The sequence below is a fragment of the Mesorhizobium sp. P2_A8 genome (genome assembly GCF_056404935.1).
In genome coordinates this window covers 788,970-805,120 of sequence record NZ_JBFUDB010000001.1, presented here as the reverse complement: position 1 = coordinate 805,120, position 16,151 = coordinate 788,970, and the positions used below count along the sequence as shown (strand labels likewise).

Sequence of the window (16,151 nt, the reverse complement as noted above, 5' to 3'; positions counted from 1 at the left end):
CATGCAATCGTCAGCCGCATACGCGGCTGCAGGCTCGACCTTCCGGCCAAACCGCTGGGAGACACTGTGCGCGTTGCAAAGCCTGCTGCCGCTGCTGAAAAAGGCCGCCACGGATCTTGGCCGCCCCGACATGGTCTACTGGTTCGAACAGGCCGATGCCGAGGTCGCCAACATCATCAAGGGCAGGCCGTCCGATACGACCGCCATTCCGGCCTTGATCACATCCTGCCCGCAGGACCGGCATCCGGTCGCATAGGCCCAAGGCGTTAGGTTTGATTGGATCGCCGGACTCGCTCTAACCGTTTGTTTTTACGCAATTTCAGGCGGAAAACCGCCACGCACTTTTTCCGGCAATTGCCCGAGGGGGACCTTGCAATGAACATGATCGCCAACATCAAGAGCGTCGACGCCAGGGAAAGCCTTTTCAGCCGACTCGACACCTTGATTGCAAGGCGACCGTCCTCGCCTGACACCGCGCGGGTCGAGGCCCGCCAGCTCGTCTCGATGGCGATTGCCGACAGCTGCCAGGCCGACAGTCTATGGGGCGCTGTGGATGCCTTTCACGCTCACTTCGATTTCATGATGCAGACCATCGAGATCAACGGCGCCGATGATCCGAACCTCAGGATCCTGCGCACGAAATGCCGATTCTATCTCGATGAGGTCGAGGCTCTGTGCCAGTCGCTGAGTTATTGATGGACCGAGTCTGCTCCAAGGTCTGTTCAGATTCAGGCCGAGCCGAGAATGGCGGGTTCCGAGAAGGGGGCGGAGCGTGCTTTTGGGTACGTGAGCACCGGAAGCGCAGGTATCAGCCGTTCGTAGGCCGGCCTCTCCTGAATCTGAACAGACTTAGTTGCGCAGGCTGAACACGAATGGTGCCGTGCGGCTTTGGCGCGCGCCGAGTTCCGGCGGCGGTGCCGGTACGGTGGCACCTTGCAGCACGGCCAGTGCCGCATGATCGAGGTCCGCATCCCCGGAGGAACGAGTGAGCCTGGCAGACAGGACCCGGCCGGACGAGTCGACCGTGAAGGCGACATACGGCTTGCCTTCCACGCCTCGAGCCTTGGCCGAACTGGGATAGCGCGTGTGCCGCTTGATCCAGGCCCCCAGACGGGAATCCCATTTGCTGGAGTCGCCGGATCGCGACGTCGATTCCGCCGACTTCGGCGCGGCCGTCTTCACAGCCGGCTTTGCATCGGTGCTGGCAACGCTAGCCGTCTTCGGCGGCGCTGCCTTCTCCTTCTTGGGCCGCGGCTTGGGCTTGTCGACAGGCTTCTTCGCCTTGGCTTCGACCGGTTTCCTGTCCTTGGGCGGCTCGACTGGTTTCGACTGCGGCAACGGAATGACCACGTCGGGTGCAACAGCCTTGACAATATCCGGGACGACCTCGTCCGGCGGCGGCTGGTCGACCTGTTGAGCCATCTCGGTCCGGGTGGGTTCGGTCTCGTCAGGTGGGACGGCTTCCGGCAGGTCGACAACCGGCTCCGCCTTCTCGACTTGGTCTTCGGGCGTCGGCTCGGTCGCCGGTATCGGCTCGATCTGATCTGATGTCATCGCGTCCAGGGTGGCAACCTGTTCCTGGACGGCCGGCATCACCATCATCGGCGCCATCTCGATCACCTGGGCCGGCGGCGGGCCGCCGTCGGCTTCGTTGACCATGCTGAAGTTCTGCACGGCATAGGCGACCGCGACATGCGCTCCAAGGACCAGCGCTGCCGCACCCGCCCACAAGCCGAGATCGCGCCGGCTGAAGCGCGACAACTCGGCTGAGGGCAAGGCGGCTGCCGGCGTCATGGTGCCGCCGCTCCGCTGGTGGCGGGCGCCGGAGCATCTGCGGCAGGAACCGTCTCGAGGCCAACCAGCGCGATCTTCAGATAGCCCGCACCGCGCAGCAGGTTCATCGCCTCCATCAGGTCGCCATAGGCCACGGCCTTGTCGGCGCGCAGGAAGATGCGCGTCTGCTTGTCGCCCTTTGTCCTGCCGTCCAGCGTCGCGGCAAAAATCGGGCGTGGCACCGTATCGTTGCCGATTGCCAGCGTCAGATCGTCCTTCAGCGTCAGGAACAACGGTGTCTCCGGCCGCGGCGCGGGCGTTGCGGTCGAGCCCGGAAGATCGACATTGACATCCACCGTCGCCAGCGGTGCGGCGACCATGAAGATGATCAGCAGCACCAGGATGACATCGATGAACGGTGTGACGTTGATCTCGTGGCTTTCCTCGAGATCGTCGTCCATGGTCTGTCGGATTCTGCTTGCCATGGCCTTGCTCCGCTAGTCCGCCGCCATTATTCCGCGGCCATCGCCGTTGCCGGCGCGACGGTGCGGAAGTCGAGGTCACGGCTGACCAGCCGCTCGACGCCCGCCGAGGCATCGGCGAGGATCTGCCGGTAGCCGGCTATCGAGCGGGCAAAGACGTTGTAGATGACGACAGCCGGTATCGCCGTGACAAGGCCCATCGCCGTGGCAAGCAGTGCTTCGGCGATGCCAGGCGCCACCACGGCGAGATTGGTGGTCTGCGCCTGCGAGATGCCGATAAAGGCGTTCATGATGCCCCAGACGGTGCCGAACAGGCCGACGAAGGGCGCGGTCGAGCCGATCGTTGCCAGCACGCCGGTGCCGCGCGACATCCGCCGCGACGCCCCCGCCTCGATGCGTGACAGGCGCGAGGTGACCCTCTCCTTCAGCCCGTCGCCCGAGACATGATCGAGCGCTCCGGCTGAAAGTGCGGTCTCCTCCTCGGCCGCCCGCACCAGAAGCGCGCCAGGGCCGCCGCTGCGGTCGAGCGCACGGCTGGCCTGCTTCAGCGTGGCGGCATCGCCGATCGCGTGCACGGCGCGACGGATGCGCAACTTGCCAGCGAAAATCTCCAGCGATTTGGCCAGCCATATCGTCCAGGTGACGAGGGAGGCGAAGGCCAGTCCGATCATCACCGCCTTGACGATGATATCGGCCGCCATGAACATGCCCCACGGCGACAGATCATGTGGCAAGGTCAGTTCCATCGCCCTCGAAGGTCCGGCCTCGGCCGGCGCTGTCGTGTTCGGCTGGGTGCCGGGTTGCTGTTGCGCGGGCGGGGCGACTGCCGGCGCGGCGGGAGCAGCGGGTGCCGACATGGCGGGCGCGGCACCGGTTGGTTGCTCCTGGGCCGTCGCACTGCCGGCCGACAGGATCACGGATGCGACCAACGCCGCCAACAAACCATTTCTCGACAACAGCTTTTTCCTTGTTCTCACAGCGGCCAGCCGCTTCTATTCCCCGCCACATCTCGTCACTGCACATAGCCGACGGGTTGGCCGGTGACGGGGTGCGCGAACACGCCCATCTCCACGCCGAAAATGCCTTTCAGTACATCGCTGCGCATGATTTCGCCGGGCGTGCCGCGTGTCAGCAGCTTGCCGTCCTTCAGCGCGATCAGCTCGTCGCAATAGCGCGCAGCCATGTTGGGATCGTGCAGCACAACGACGACGCAAAGGTCACGCTTGCGGCTGAGATCTCTGACCAGCCCGAGCACCTCGACCTGATGGGCGATGTCGAGTGCCGAGATCGGCTCGTCGAGCAGCATGACGCCGGCGTTCTGCGCCACCAGCATGGCGAGCCAGGCGCGCTGGCGCTCGCCGCCGGACAATTCATCCACCAGCCTGTCCGCGAAACCCTCCATGTCGGTCAGGACCAGCGCCTCATCGACATGCTGCCTGTCCTCCGCGCGGAAACGGCCAAGCGCGCCATGCCAGGGATAGCGCCCGAGCGTCGCCAGTTCGCGCACCGTAAGACCGGTCGCTGCCGGTGTCGTCTGCGGCAGATAGGCCAGCGCACGGGCGAGTTCGCGGGCGCCCCATTGCAGCAGCGGGCGCTTGGCGAAGGTGATGGCGCCAGAGCTTGCCGGTTGCTGGCGCGCCATCAGCTTGATCAGCGTCGACTTGCCCGATCCGTTATGGCCGATCAGCCCGTAGACGCGCGAGCGCTCCAGTTCGAGCGAAACCGGACCGAGCAGCGTCCGCTCGCCGACGGCAAAGCGCACCGCTTCGATATGGAAGGCAGTCTGGGCATCAACTCCCGCCGCGGTCATGGCTTCTCTCCAGTGCGGCCGCTCGTATTTCCAGATTCTGGTTCCGGCAGCCCGATGCCCGGTTGACTATGAAACATGATCTTAATAGTCAACATTGAAGATGACTGCAATTATCAACAATTAGTCGCGGCGGCCAATATCGGCGCGACATTCGGATCCGCGCCGGCGGCATATACTGGCGGCTCCACGACGCCCAGCATCTGGTGTCGTCGCGTTGATGCAAAGTGGCTGGAGCAATTCCAGGAAAAGTGTGAAACGGTTTTCCCGGGAAAAGCGCATGGCGCTTTCCCTAGGGAATTGCGTCAGGCAAACTCGACTGCCGGTCGAGAACCGGGAGCCAAAGATGATCAAGGCGACGCCCTTCGACTTTCCCTATGACGGCAGGCTGGTGGCCGAAAACACCGCGCTTGTCGTCATCGACCTGCAGCAGGATTTCCTGTCGACGACGGGCTATTTCGCCAGGCAGGGATATGACCCCTCGCCGCTGAGGGCGATCCTGCCGACCGTGGGCCGGCTGATCGCCGCCGCGCGCAAGGCCGGCATCAGGATCATCCACACAAGGCAGGGCTATCGGGCCGACATGGCCGACATGACGCCTTACGAGAAATGGCGCCGCAAGCGCGCCGGTCTCGAAGGCACCGAAATCCTGCTTCGCTCGGGCCCCGGGTTTCAGATCGTTCCGGAGATCGATGTCGCGCCGCAGGACATCATCGTCGACAAGACCTGCAACAGCGCCTTCACCTATACGGATTTCGAGCTTGTCCTGCGCGCGCAAGGCATCACGCATCTGCTGTTTTCCGGCTGCACAACCGATGTCTGCGTCCACACCACGCTGCGCGAGGCCTGCGACCGCAACTTTCAGTGCCTGACGATTTCCGATGCCTGTGCCAGCGGTGACAGACAAGCGCACGAGGCGGCGCTGCACATGGTGACGGTCGAGGACGGCGTGTTCGGCACATTGGCCGAGTCCGCCGCCGTCATCGAAGCTCTGTCGCGGCTTGGCGACATGCCGGAAACAGCAAAAGGCTGACGGAACCTCAGCCCGCGGCGCGCGTCTCCAGACCCGAGCGAGATGCAAACGCCCCAGGCTGGAAAGCGTCGGTTTCGCGACGCGCCAGCGAATTGCGCAGCAGGGCGATCGTTTCACGGCCGACGGTCGCGATCTCGCGCGGCGAGTCGACGCCGACAATCATGAATTCATCGATCCCGAGAGCCGCATAGGCAAGCAGCGAGAGGGCGGCCTGGGCTGGCGGTCCGGCAACATCGACCGCCTTGTGGCTGGTGGCGGAAGCACCCTGGTGGATCCTGACCGGAAGCGCAAAGCGCAGCTTGCCGGCCCGGCCGTGTTCGGCGGCAGCGCCGCGCACCCGCTCCATCAGCTGCCGGACCTCGTCGATCGAGCCTGGCGCCAGTTCGAAGATATCGGCATGCCGGCCGGCCACCTTGAGTGCCGTTCCAGACTGCCCGCCCATGCGGATTACCAGGTCGGCGCCGTGCGGACCCTTGCGCGGCACATAGCCGCCCTTGATGCTGTAGAACGCGCCTTCATGGTCGAACGGCCGGTCGTTCGACCACAACCGCTTCAGCAGCACCAGATATTCATCGATGCGCTGCCAGATGACGGTGTGCCCGACCGGGCGCGTTTCGGCATCGTCGTCGTTCAGCGGTTCGCTGATCATCCTGAGCGCCAGCCGTCCACCGCTTTTCCTGTCGATCGACGCCAGTTGGCGGGCCGCCACCGTCGGTTCGACCACGCCGGCCCAGTGGGTAAGCACGACTTCCAGCGACGAGGTGCGGTCGAGCACCTGGGCAGCGAGATCCATATTGGTCAGCAGCCCGGCCGTATCGTCGACGACGATCTTGCGGAAGCCGCCATCCTCGATCAGCCCGAGCTTGGTCGCGGTCTCGGCAAAGTCGTAGAAAAAGGGAACGGCGGCCCCAGCGGGATGAGTCTTTCCGGGAACATGCGTGAACTCGATCGGCATTGCCATCTCCTCCATCACTGGAATCATTGATGCGGTGAAATTCGGATCACCAGCCGCGCGCAAGCGCACCAGCGGTCCGGTTCATTCAACTCCGATTACCTGAAAGCTGCGGGCGCTAACCCCGGTCGATCTGTCGACTCAGGGAATGAGGCCCAGAACAACTGCCCCGGTGAACACGAACGCAAGGGCAAAGACGAGATAGGCGAAGGCACCGGCATAGGCCGGGCGGAAGGCCTGGGCATTGGCCAGCCTCTGGCCGCTGCGATCCGTCTGGGCGTTCTGGATATAGGACATATCGACCTCCGTCTCGCTGGTTAATCTATAAAACTTGTAGACTTTGTCGATTGCTATTTTTTAGCGATAGGCGGAAAGATTTTCTGATATCAAGCCAAAAATTGGCAACACATTGCTTAGATAGCGTGTTTTGGCCACCGATCCACATGGCCTGCCCACGTTGCTCCCGGCCTTCAATGGACCTGTGGCCTTGTCCCCGCTGCACCCAATTCGTGCATTGGCCGGCCGGAGCGGGCGCGATAGCATCGCCCAGTGAGCGCATGGAAAATCGTCCAACAGGGAAGCAGAAAAATGGGCACGAGACTGGCCGGCAAGGTTGCCATCATTTCAGGCGGTGCAACGGGAATGGGCGGCGCGGCCTCGGAGCTGTTCGCCGCGGAAGGCGCCAAAGTGGCGGTCGTCGACCGCAATGAGGAAGCAGCCGCCGCAACCGCGGCGGCGATCCGGGCACGCGGCCATGTCGCCGAGCATTTTGTCGCCGACGTGTCCGACGAAGCCCAGGTCGAGGCCGCAGTGAAGGGCGCGACCGAAAAACTCGGCCCGGTCACCGTGCTGTTCAACCATGCCGGCACCATCGTCATCAAACCCTTCCTGGAGACGACGGTGCAGGAATGGGACTGGCTGCATGCCGTCAATGTGCGTTCGATGTTCCTGATGACGCGCGCCGTGCTGCCCGGCATGATATCGGCCGGCGGCGGTTCGATCGTCTGCACCTCGTCGATCTCGGCGGTGGCGGCGACGCCGATGGAGGTGCTCTACGACACCACCAAGGGCGCCTGCCACATGTTCGCCCGCGCCATCGCCGTCGAGTTCCGCGACCGCAACATCCGCTGCAATGCGGTCTGCCCGGGCTTCATCCGCACGCCGCACGGCCTGCGCGAGGTTGCCGATCTCGGCCGGCTCGGCGTCGACGTCTCCGACGCGGCACTGGCGGCGCAGCAGGGCCGCATCGGCGAGCCGGAAGAGGTGGCCAAGGCAGCGCTCTACCTGGCCAGCGACGAGGCCAGCTTCGTCAATGGCACGCATCTGTTCGTCGACAATGGCTTTACCGCGATGTGATCAGCGGGAGCGCTGACAGCCCTGGCTGTCAGCGCTCCTCGCGTCGAAACGGCTTGAGCAGCGCTGATGGCGCCACCGCATTGCGCGACATCACGGCCATGGCGACTATAGTGAAGATGAAGGGCAGCATCAGGAACGCCTCGTAGGGGATGTGGCCGAGCCCGCTCGCCTGCATCCGCAACTGCAAGGCATCGACAAAGGCGAACAGCAGCGCCGCCCCAGCCGAGCGCCACGGATCCCAGCGGCCGAAGACGACCAGCGCGATCGCCACCCAGCCGCGGCCGGACACCACGCCGAAGGTGAAGGCATTGAACTGCGCCATCGACAGGAAGGCGCCGGCCAGCCCCATCAGCGCACCGCCCAGGATCACCGCCTGGAAGCGCGTCGCGATGACGCTGACGCCGGCTGAATCGGCGGCGCGCGGATTCTCGCCGACCATGCGCACCGACAGGCCCCATGGCGTGCGGTAGAGGACGAAGGCGGCCAGCGGAATGGCCAGGATCGCCATGTAGACCAGCGCAAACTGGTTGAACACCGACGGCCCAAGGACCGGAATGCTGGAGAGGACCGGGATCGGCAGCGTCTCGAACCCCTTGATGCTAGGCGGCACCGATTGCTGGCCGAAGATCAGCCGGTAGAGAAAATAGGCGAGCCCCGACGAGAACAGGGTGACCCCAATGCCGCAGACATGCTGGCTGAGGCCCAGCGCCACCGTGAACAGCGCGTGCAGCGCGCCCATCAGCATGCCGGTCAGCACCGCCGCCAGCACGCCCAGCCACAGGCTGCCGCTGAGGCTGGTGGCGGTGAAGCCGGTCATCGCCGAGAGCAGCATGATGCCTTCGATGCCAAGATTGAGCACGCCGGCCCGCTCGGAGAACATTTCGCCGAGCGTCGCAAACGCCAGCGGCGTGGCGATGCGGATGATGGCAGCCAGGAAGCCGACCTGAAAGATCTGTTCGAACACCGCGCTCATCGGGCGGCTCCGACCCGGCGGATGCGATAGGCGGTGAACAGCAGCGCCACCAGCATGGCGAGCAGCGCCGTGCCCTGGATGACATCGCTGAGGAAGGCCGGAACGCCGGTCGCCCGCGACATCGCCTCGGCGCCGGTCATCACCGCGGCGAGGAAGACCGCCGCCGGCACCACACCAAGCGGATTGAGACGCGCCAGCATGGCGACGACGATGCCGGAATAGCCGTAGCCCGGCGAGATGTCGCTCATCACCTGGAAATGCACGCCGCCGACTTCGCCGACCCCGGCCAGCCCGGCCAGCGCCCCGGACAGCAGAGCGGTCGAGATCAGCACGCGCTCGACATGGATACCGCCATATCTAGCGGCTTCGGGATTCTCACCGGTGACCCTGATCCGGAAGCCGAGCGTCGTGCGCACGATCAGGAACCAGATGACCGGTGCTGCGATCAGCGCCACGACCACGCCGAGATGCAGGCGCGTGCCTTCGAGCAGCACCGGGAAATTGGCCGAATCCTCGATCGGTGGCGAGATCGGATAGCCGCTGAAACTGTCTTTCCACGGCCCTTCGATCAGCGCCATCAGCGCATAGTAGATGACCGAGTTGAGCAGCAGCGAGCTGACCACGTCATCGACCTTGAATTTGACCCGCAGCGTCGCCGGCACCAAGGCAACCGCCGCACCGGCGGTGGCACCGGCCACCGCCATCAACAGCATGGCGAGCGGCCCCGGCATCGGAATGGCGCCGACAAAGCAGCTGGCGACAGCACCGGCCAGCAATTGCCCCTCGGCGCCGATGTTCCAGAATTTTGCCCGGAAGGCGACGGCCACCGCCAGCCCGGTGAAAATCATCGGCGCGGCACGAACCATTGTTTCGGTGATGGCATAACTGTCGCCGAGCGAAGCGGTGAACATCACACCATAGGCTTCGAGGACGCCGGCGCCGGCCAGCGCGATCAGGCCGCTGCACAGGACAAGCGTCGCCGCGATCGCCAGCAGCGGCAGGGCCAGATTGAACCAGGCGGGCGTCGAGGTGCGGACTTCCAGGCGGAACATCAGCTGTGGCCCTCCGCGCCCGTCATCATCAGCCCGAGCCGTGCCACCGTCGCATCGGCGCTGTCGAGCGTGCCGGCGATGCGGCCCTCATACATCACCGCGATGCGGTCGCAGAGCACCAGCAACTCTTCGAGATCCTCGCCGATGACGATGATGCCGCAGCCCTTGGCGCGCATGTCGAGGAACTTTTCGTGAATGAAGCGGGCAGCGCCGATGTCGAGCCCGCGCGTCGGCTGAGACACGATCAGCACCTTCGGATCGAAAGCCAGCTCGCGCGCCAGCAGCGCCTTCTGCAGATTGCCGCCGGACAGCGCCCCGGCGCGGGTCATCGGCCCGGGGCAGCGAATGTCATAGGCCTTGATCTGCGCCTCGGCGAAGGCGCGGATCGCATCCGACTTGAGCAGGCCCTTGCTGCTGAACGCCGCCGTGTCGATGCGCGGCAGCACCATCGAATCGGCGAGCGGCAGGTTGGTGACCAGACCCGTCGTCATCCGGTCTTCCGGAATGCGGCCGAGGCCGAGCGCCTGAACCTCGCGTGGCGAAAACCGCGACACTTTTAGGCCGGCGATCGTCATCCGGCCGGCATCGGGCACACGCGTGCCCGAGATCACCTCCGCAAGCGCCCGCTGGCCATTGCCCGAGACACCGGCAATGCCGAGGATCTCGCCGGCGCGAACGGAAAGCGACACGTCGCGCAGCGCCGTGCCCGAATGCTGCGACGTCGAAATGCCATCGAGCGTCAGCACCGCCGCACCGGGCGTCGACGGGCCCCGTGCCGGCGGCACGATCTCGTGGCCGCACATCAGTTGCGCCATCGCGGCAGACGTCGTGCTTGCCGGGTCGTCGACACGGCCGGCGACGCGGCCGAGCCGCAGCACCGTGCAGCGATGCGTCAGCGCCCGCACTTCGTTGAGCTTGTGCGAGATGAAGATGATGCCGAGACCCTGCGCCGCCATCGACCGCAAAGCCGAAAACAGTCCGTCGACTTCGCTCGGCGCCAGCACCGCCGTCGGCTCGTCGAGGATCAAGAGCCTGGCACCGCGAAACAGCGCCTTGACGATCTCAAGCCGCTGCTGCTCGCCAACCGACAGCGCCGATACCGGTAAGTCGGGATCGAGCGTCAGCCCGTGCTGGCGGCCGATTTCCAACAGCCGCGCCAGCCCACCGACGCGGTCGATCCGCCCCGATCTACCGGGAATGCCGATGAGCAGGTTCTCCAGCACAGTGAGCCTTGGCGCCAGATGGAAATGCTGGTGCACCATGCCGATGCCGGCGGCCAGCGCATCGGCCGAACTGGTGATCCGCACCGGCTGGCCCTGGATCAGGATCTCACCGGCGTCGGGCGCATAGGCGCCGAACAGCACGTTCATCAGCGTCGTCTTGCCGGCGCCGTTCTCGCCCAGCAGGCCGAGGATCTCGCCCGGCGCGACGCTGAGATCGACGGCCTCGTTCGCCTTGACGGCGCCGAAGCTCTTGGTGATGCCGCGCATTTCGATGAGTGGGGCGGGCAAGATGACTCCCGGTGGATGGCGTTGGCGCGGCTCTTCACCCTCCCCCTTGCGGGGAGTGAGAAGCGATCCGCGCAGCGGACGAAAAGCCAATTGCTTGGCTTTTCGAGCTTCGAACGCCCTGAGCCTGCGAAGGGCCGGGCGGTGAGTTGCCGGGTCCCCGCTGCTTCGCAGCGTCCCAGCGTTCGCTGGCCTTTCATCGTGCCCCCGGCACGATGAATTCGCCTGCGGCGAACCGGCTGCTCCCCCCGACAAGGGGGAGGATAAAAACCTCAATCCGAAACCGGCGTATTCTCGTCGACGTCGACGCGGAAATTGCCCTCGAGGATTTCGGCCTTTTTCTTCTCGACCAGATCCTTCACGTCGGCCGGCAGCGTCTTGTCGAACTTGTGATAAGGCGCCAGAAACGAACCGCCCTTGGCCATGCGCGAGAAATCGCCATAGTCCTGCGCGGTGAAGACGCCGGCCTTGACCAGCTTGATCGCCTGCTCGACCGTCGGATACATATCCCAGACCGGGCCGGTGATGACCGTGTCGGGGCCGAGGCTCGACTGGTCGGACATGTTGGAGATGGCGAAGATCTTCTTATCCACCGCCGCTTCGATGACGCCGAAACGCTCGGCATAGATGACGTCGACACCGGCGTCGATTTGCGCGACAGCCGCTTCCTTGGCCTTGGGCGGATCGAAGAAGGAGCCGATGAAGGCGACCTTCTTCTTGATGTTGGGATTGACCTCCTTGGCGCCGGCAAAGAAGGCGTTGACCAGCCGGTTCACTTCCGGAATGCCCATCGCCGCGACAGCGCCGATCGTGCCCGACTTCGACATCTTGCCGGCGATCATGCCGGACAGATAGGCCGGCTCGTGGATCCAGTTGTCGAAGACACCGAAATTGGGTTCCGCCGGGCCGGCGCCGGAGCCGAACAGGAAGGCTGTCTTCGGGAACTGCTTGGCGGTGCGGCGCGATTCACGCTCGGCGGCGAAAGCATCGCCCAGCACCAGCTGATAACCGCCTTGCGCATATTCGCGCATGACGCGGCTGAAATCGGCCGTCTGCACCTTTTCCGACCATTTGTATTCGATGCCGAGTTCCTTCTCGGCCTTCTGCAGGGCGACATGGATCTGGTTGTCCCATGGCTCCTCGATCGGCGTGGCGAAGATCGCCGCCACCTTCAGCTTCTTGTCCTTGCCGAAGGCAGCGCCCGGCAGCATCGCCGCCGCCAGGCCAAGCGCGCCCAGCTCCAGCACGTTGCGTCGCGAAAGCCCTTCGCTTTTTAACTGGAATCTATTCTTCGGATTTTCCATTGCATTCCCCTCTGTTCGACAGCCGTGTCGAGCCGACCGTTCGTGAAAATGTCAGACAGGAAACTATGGAACGGGTCCGAACTTTTGTCCACACGGTCAAATTTGGCAGGCTCGATCATCTCGATCTTAGCCGGCCAAGAGGGGCTGCCGGTCAGACCCGTTCGAGCGCGATCGCTATGCCCTGGCCGACGCCGATGCACATGGTCGCCAGCGCATAGCGGCCGCCGCGTTCGCGAAGCTCCAGCGCCGCCGTGCCGGATATGCGGGCGCCCGACATGCCCAACGGATGGCCGAGCGCGATGGCGCCGCCATTCGGATTGACGTGCTCCGCATCCTCGGCAATGCCGAGCTGGCGCAACACGGCGATGCCTTGCGAGGCAAAGGCTTCGTTGAGCTCGATGACATCGAACTGCCGCGGCGTCAGGCCAAGCCGCGCGCACAGTTTTTGCGTCGCCGGCGCCGGGCCGATGCCCATGACGCGCGGCGCCACACCGGCGGCAGCACCGCCGAGGATACGGGCAATCGGCGTCAGGCCATATTTCTTCACCGCCGCCTCGGAAGCAACGATCAGCGCCGCCGCCCCGTCATTGACGCCTGAGGCATTGCCGGCCGTCACCGTGCCCCCTTGCCGGAACGGCGTCGGCAATTTGGCCAGCGCCTCGACCGTGGTGCCGGCGCGAGGATGCTCGTCCTTGGAGACGACCACCGGATCGCCCTTGCGCTGCGGGATCGTCACCGGGGTAATCTCCTTGGCCAGCCGGCCATTGGTCTGTGCCGCGACCGCCTTGTCCTGGCTGCGCACGGCAAAGGCGTCCTGGTCGGCGCGCGACACCGAAAAATCCTCGGCGACGTTCTCGCCGGTCTCCGGCATCGAATCGACGCCGTACTGCTTCTTCATCAGCGGATTGACGAAGCGCCAGCCGATTGTGGTGTCGTAAATCTCGGCATTGCGCGAGAACGCGGTGTCGGCCTTGGGCATGACGAAGGGTGCGCGGCTCATCGATTCGACGCCGCCTGATATCATCAGCTCCGCCTCGCCGGCCTTGATGGCTCTCGCGGCAATCGTCAGCGCATCCATGCCCGAGCCACACAGCCGATTGACGGTCGAGCCCGGGATCTCCTTGGGCAAACCAGCTAGCAGAAGCGCCATGCGCGCCACGTTGCGGTTGTCCTCACCGGCCTGGTTGGCGCAGCCATAGACGACGTCGTCGATCCCCTGCCAGTCGATGCCGGGATTGCGCTCGACCAATGCTCTCAGAGGTATGGCGCCGAGATCGTCGGCACGCACCGAGGACAAGGAGCCGCCAAAGCGACCGATGGGCGTGCGGATGTAGTCGCAGATATAGGCCTCGGCCATGTCATGCAGCCTTTGCTTTTCCGGTTCCCTCATGCGCCGCCTTGGTGCGGGCCTGCAGGTCGCGCAATGTCGTGAGTTCGAGTTCGCTTGGCGCCGGTGTTTCGTCAAGCGCCTCCGCGAACTTTACCATCCAGCCACAGGTCTCCTGCACCTGCTGACGCGTGACGCCGGGATGCAGCGACACGACCGTGAATTCCTTGGTCACCGGGTCCGGTTTCCAGATTGCGAGATCGGTGATCAGCAAGGACGGGCCCGCAGTGTCGATGCCGAGACGCTTTCGATGATCGCCGCCCTCGCCATGGCCGAAGGAGGTGAAGAAGTCGATCTTTTCGACCATGCCGCGCTTGGTCTGCGCCATGGTGATGTAGATCTCCTTCGACGACGTCGCGATCTCCGGGGCGCCGCCGCCGCCGGGCAGCCGGGTCTTGGGATGGAAATAGTCGCCGATGACCGTGGTGTTGATATTGCCGAACTTGTCGAGCTGGGCAGCACCCAAAAAACCGATCGAGATACGGCCGCCCTGCAGCCAGTAGCGGAACATTTCCGGCACGGCGACAGTGGTGACGGCGGTTTCGCACAATTCACCATCGCCGATCGACAGCGGCAGCACGTCTGGCGCAGTGCCGATCGTGCCGCTCTCGTAGATCAAGGTGATGTCAGGAGCATGCGTCAGCCGCGCGACATTGCAGGCGGCGGATGGCGCACCGATGCCGACGAAGCAGACATCGTCATTCCGCAGCGCACGGCTGGCGGCGATCGTCATCATCTCGTTTGGGGTAAAGCCCAATGGACTGTCGCTCATGCCACTTTCCTCAGATGGTCGACACGGGCCGCGAAATCGTCGGCGCTCTTCTCGATGACGTTCACCTGCATCCAGGCCTGGAATTTTTCGCGATCGGCGGCGATCTCGTCCCATTCCAGATAGGCCGCATTGTCACGCGCATAATAGCCATGCGCGTAGGACGGGTGCGAGCCGCCGGGCACGACGGCGATCGCCGCGATCGTCCAGCGCGGCAGCACGGTCAGATTGGGGTGGAGATCGTCGAAATTGTCGACCACTTCCTCGACCGTCACCACCGACCGCTTCGCCGCCAGCACCGCCTCCTTCTGGATGCCGATAATGCCTTCGACCAGCACATTGCCTTTCCTGTCCGCCTTCTGCGCATGAATGAAGGTGACGTCAGGTCGGATCGAGGGGACGGCCGCCAGCACCTCGCCGGTGAAGGGACAGGTCACCGATTTGATGTTCGGATTGACCGCCGCCAGCCCAGCGCCGCGATAGCCACGAAAAACCGCGCAGGGCAGGCCGGCGGCACCCGCCTCATAGGCATTGGCCATGCCGGCATGGCTGTGTTCCTCGATCTCGATCGATCTGGGAAAGCCGTTCTCGATGGCGTCGCGGGCCCGCCGCAGCAGGCCGACGCCTGGATTGCCGACATAGGAGAAGACGATCTTCTTCGCCATGCCCATGCCGATCATCTGGTCGTAGATCAGGTCCGGCGTCATACGGATCAAGGTCAGGTCGCGAAACCCCTGGCGGATTGCCTCATGCGCCGCTGCAGTCGGAATCAGGTGGGTGAAGCCCTCGAAGGCGACCGAGTCACCATCGTTCAGATTTTCGGCCACGGCCTGTTTGAGCGGCAGGAACTTGACCATCGCTTGGGCTCCGGGTCCAAAATGTTCGTATTGCGAACATATGTTTTGTATGCGATACTTATTACGCCGAGTGATGGCGTCGAGTCAATCTGGGCGCCGATGACCCCCGTGGAGGTGAGATGGACGAAGAGGCCGCTTCCCGCGACCATGTCGGCTCGCTCGAGCGCGGCCTTGCCGTGATGGAGATCCTGGCACGGCACCCCTCAGGCATGACGCTGACCGAAATGGCCGAGCAAGCGGGACTGACCCGCGCCGGCGCCCGTCGATTCCTGCTGACACTTGTCGCCACCGGCTACGCGACCCAGGCCGGGCGCGTGTTCTCCCTGTCGCCGCGCCTGCTGACGGTCGCCCGCACCTGGCTCGGCGGCGCCTCGCTGTGGAGCTTCGCTGCCCCCATCATGCGTGCCGTGGCGACGCAATTGAACGAGGCCTGCTCGGCGGCGATCCTGTCGGGGCAGGATGTCGTCTATGTCGCGCGCATTCCCGGCCGGCGCATCCTCAGCGTATCGCTCGATGTCGGCACCCGTCTGCCGGCCTATTGCACCTCGATGGGGCGCATCCTGCTTGCCGGCCTGACACCTGAAGAACTCGACACATTTCTCGGCCAGGCGACGATCGAGAGACGGACGCTCAAGACGATCACCGACAGGCGGCTGCTGGCCGACGCCATCGGCAAGGCGAAGGCGGACGGCTTTGCCATCGTCGACGAGGAGCTGGAACTCGGCCTGCGCTCGATCGCCGTGCCGATCCGCGACCGGGCGCAACGCACGGTCGCGGCCATCAACGTCTCGACCCAGTCGGCCCGCTTCACCGTCGAGGAGATGGAACGGGAAATCCTGCCGGCGCTGCTTGAGGCCAGGCAGCGCATCGAGGATTTCTTCGTCGTCTAATTCATCGG

At 64.5% G+C, this 16,151-nt stretch carries 18 protein-coding genes; 5 read left to right on the top strand and 13 right to left on the bottom strand.

Features of this window, described 5'->3' with window-relative positions; all coding sequences use genetic code 11:
• Position 1: 1 nt before the first annotated feature.
• A complete protein-coding gene (locus AC1D10_RS03950) occupies positions 2 to 256 on the top strand; it encodes a hypothetical protein (protein WP_477268999.1) in 255 nt (84 codons plus the stop codon).
• A 119-nt stretch (positions 257 to 375) separates the two neighbouring features.
• Positions 376 to 696: a hypothetical protein gene (locus AC1D10_RS03945; protein WP_477268998.1), complete on the top strand. Its 321-nt coding sequence runs from the start codon at positions 376 to 378 to the stop codon at positions 694 to 696.
• A gap of 153 nt (positions 697 to 849) precedes the next feature.
• On the opposite strand, the gene AC1D10_RS03940 is transcribed toward AC1D10_RS03945, so the two are convergent.
• From AC1D10_RS03940 to AC1D10_RS03925, 4 genes are read right to left on the bottom strand one after another with little or no spacing between them, the layout of a single operon-like run.
• On the bottom strand, positions 850 to 1,794 hold the full coding sequence (locus AC1D10_RS03940) for an energy transducer TonB family protein (RefSeq protein ID WP_477268997.1): 945 nt from the start codon (positions 1,792 to 1,794) through the stop codon (positions 850 to 852).
• Entirely contained in the window at positions 1,791 to 2,258 is a 468-nt protein-coding gene (exbD, locus tag AC1D10_RS03935) for a TonB system transport protein ExbD (protein WP_477268996.1), read from the bottom strand. Before exbD ends, AC1D10_RS03940 begins: the two co-directional genes overlap by 4 nt.
• Positions 2,259 to 2,284: 26 nt before the next feature.
• Entirely contained in the window at positions 2,285 to 3,211 is a 927-nt protein-coding gene (exbB, locus tag AC1D10_RS03930) for a tonB-system energizer ExbB (protein WP_477268995.1), read from the bottom strand.
• A gap of 56 nt (positions 3,212 to 3,267) precedes the next feature.
• The gene (locus tag AC1D10_RS03925; protein ID WP_477268994.1) at positions 3,268 to 4,065 is read right to left on the bottom strand and encodes an ATP-binding cassette domain-containing protein; all 798 of its coding nucleotides are present in this window, start codon (positions 4,063 to 4,065) and stop codon (positions 3,268 to 3,270) included.
• Positions 4,066 to 4,408: 343 nt separating this feature from the next.
• Between AC1D10_RS03925 and AC1D10_RS03920 the strand changes: the two genes are divergently transcribed.
• The gene (locus AC1D10_RS03920) at positions 4,409 to 5,095 is read left to right on the top strand and encodes a cysteine hydrolase family protein (protein ID WP_477269838.1); all 687 of its coding nucleotides are present in this window, start codon (positions 4,409 to 4,411) and stop codon (positions 5,093 to 5,095) included.
• 7 nt (positions 5,096 to 5,102) lie between these two features.
• Here AC1D10_RS03920 and AC1D10_RS03915 read toward each other — a convergent pair whose 3' ends face one another.
• Together AC1D10_RS03915 and AC1D10_RS03910 are read right to left on the bottom strand one after the other, a co-directional pair.
• Positions 5,103 to 6,050 (bottom strand): LLM class flavin-dependent oxidoreductase, encoded by a 948-nt coding sequence (locus tag AC1D10_RS03915; RefSeq protein ID WP_477268993.1) that lies wholly within the window; start codon positions 6,048 to 6,050, stop codon positions 5,103 to 5,105.
• Between the two features lie 138 nt (positions 6,051 to 6,188).
• Complete coding sequence (locus AC1D10_RS03910; RefSeq protein WP_111548454.1) at positions 6,189 to 6,344, bottom strand: hypothetical protein; 156 nt, start codon at positions 6,342 to 6,344, stop codon at positions 6,189 to 6,191.
• Between the two features lie 291 nt (positions 6,345 to 6,635).
• Here AC1D10_RS03910 and AC1D10_RS03905 point away from each other — a divergent pair, with 291 nt between their 5' ends.
• Positions 6,636 to 7,403, top strand: a complete 768-nt coding sequence (locus tag AC1D10_RS03905; RefSeq protein ID WP_477268992.1) for an SDR family NAD(P)-dependent oxidoreductase — start codon at positions 6,636 to 6,638, stop codon at positions 7,401 to 7,403.
• Between the two features lie 28 nt (positions 7,404 to 7,431).
• Here the strand turns inward: AC1D10_RS03905 and AC1D10_RS03900 are convergent, their stop codons facing one another.
• The 7 genes from AC1D10_RS03900 to AC1D10_RS03870 all read right to left on the bottom strand — a co-directional run bounded on the left by AC1D10_RS03900 (position 7,432) and on the right by AC1D10_RS03870 (position 15,253).
• Positions 7,432 to 8,376, bottom strand: a complete 945-nt coding sequence (locus tag AC1D10_RS03900; protein WP_477268991.1) for an ABC transporter permease — start codon at positions 8,374 to 8,376, stop codon at positions 7,432 to 7,434.
• Positions 8,373 to 9,428, bottom strand: coding sequence for an ABC transporter permease (locus AC1D10_RS03895; RefSeq protein ID WP_477268990.1), 1,056 nt, complete (start codon positions 9,426 to 9,428; stop codon positions 8,373 to 8,375). The genes AC1D10_RS03900 and AC1D10_RS03895 overlap by 4 nt, the downstream gene beginning before the upstream one ends.
• Positions 9,428 to 10,939, bottom strand: coding sequence for an ABC transporter ATP-binding protein (locus AC1D10_RS03890; protein ID WP_477268989.1), 1,512 nt, complete (start codon positions 10,937 to 10,939; stop codon positions 9,428 to 9,430). Before AC1D10_RS03890 ends, AC1D10_RS03895 begins: the two co-directional genes overlap by 1 nt.
• A 269-nt stretch (positions 10,940 to 11,208) precedes the next feature.
• Positions 11,209 to 12,240: a BMP family protein gene (locus AC1D10_RS03885; RefSeq protein ID WP_477268988.1), complete on the bottom strand. Its 1,032-nt coding sequence runs from the start codon at positions 12,238 to 12,240 to the stop codon at positions 11,209 to 11,211.
• 151 nt (positions 12,241 to 12,391) lie between these two features.
• Entirely contained in the window at positions 12,392 to 13,597 is a 1,206-nt protein-coding gene (pcaF, locus tag AC1D10_RS03880; RefSeq protein WP_477269836.1) for a 3-oxoadipyl-CoA thiolase, read from the bottom strand.
• A 1-nt stretch (position 13,598) separates the two neighbouring features.
• Positions 13,599 to 14,399, bottom strand: coding sequence for a CoA-transferase subunit beta (locus AC1D10_RS03875; RefSeq protein WP_477268987.1), 801 nt, complete (start codon positions 14,397 to 14,399; stop codon positions 13,599 to 13,601).
• Complete coding sequence (locus tag AC1D10_RS03870) at positions 14,396 to 15,253, bottom strand: CoA transferase subunit A (RefSeq protein ID WP_477268986.1); 858 nt, start codon at positions 15,251 to 15,253, stop codon at positions 14,396 to 14,398. Before AC1D10_RS03870 ends, AC1D10_RS03875 begins: the two co-directional genes overlap by 4 nt.
• A 119-nt stretch (positions 15,254 to 15,372) precedes the next feature.
• On the opposite strand from AC1D10_RS03870, the gene AC1D10_RS03865 reads away from it, so the two are divergent.
• Entirely contained in the window at positions 15,373 to 16,143 is a 771-nt protein-coding gene (locus AC1D10_RS03865; protein WP_477268985.1) for an IclR family transcriptional regulator domain-containing protein, read from the top strand.
• Positions 16,144 to 16,151 lie beyond the last annotated feature (8 nt).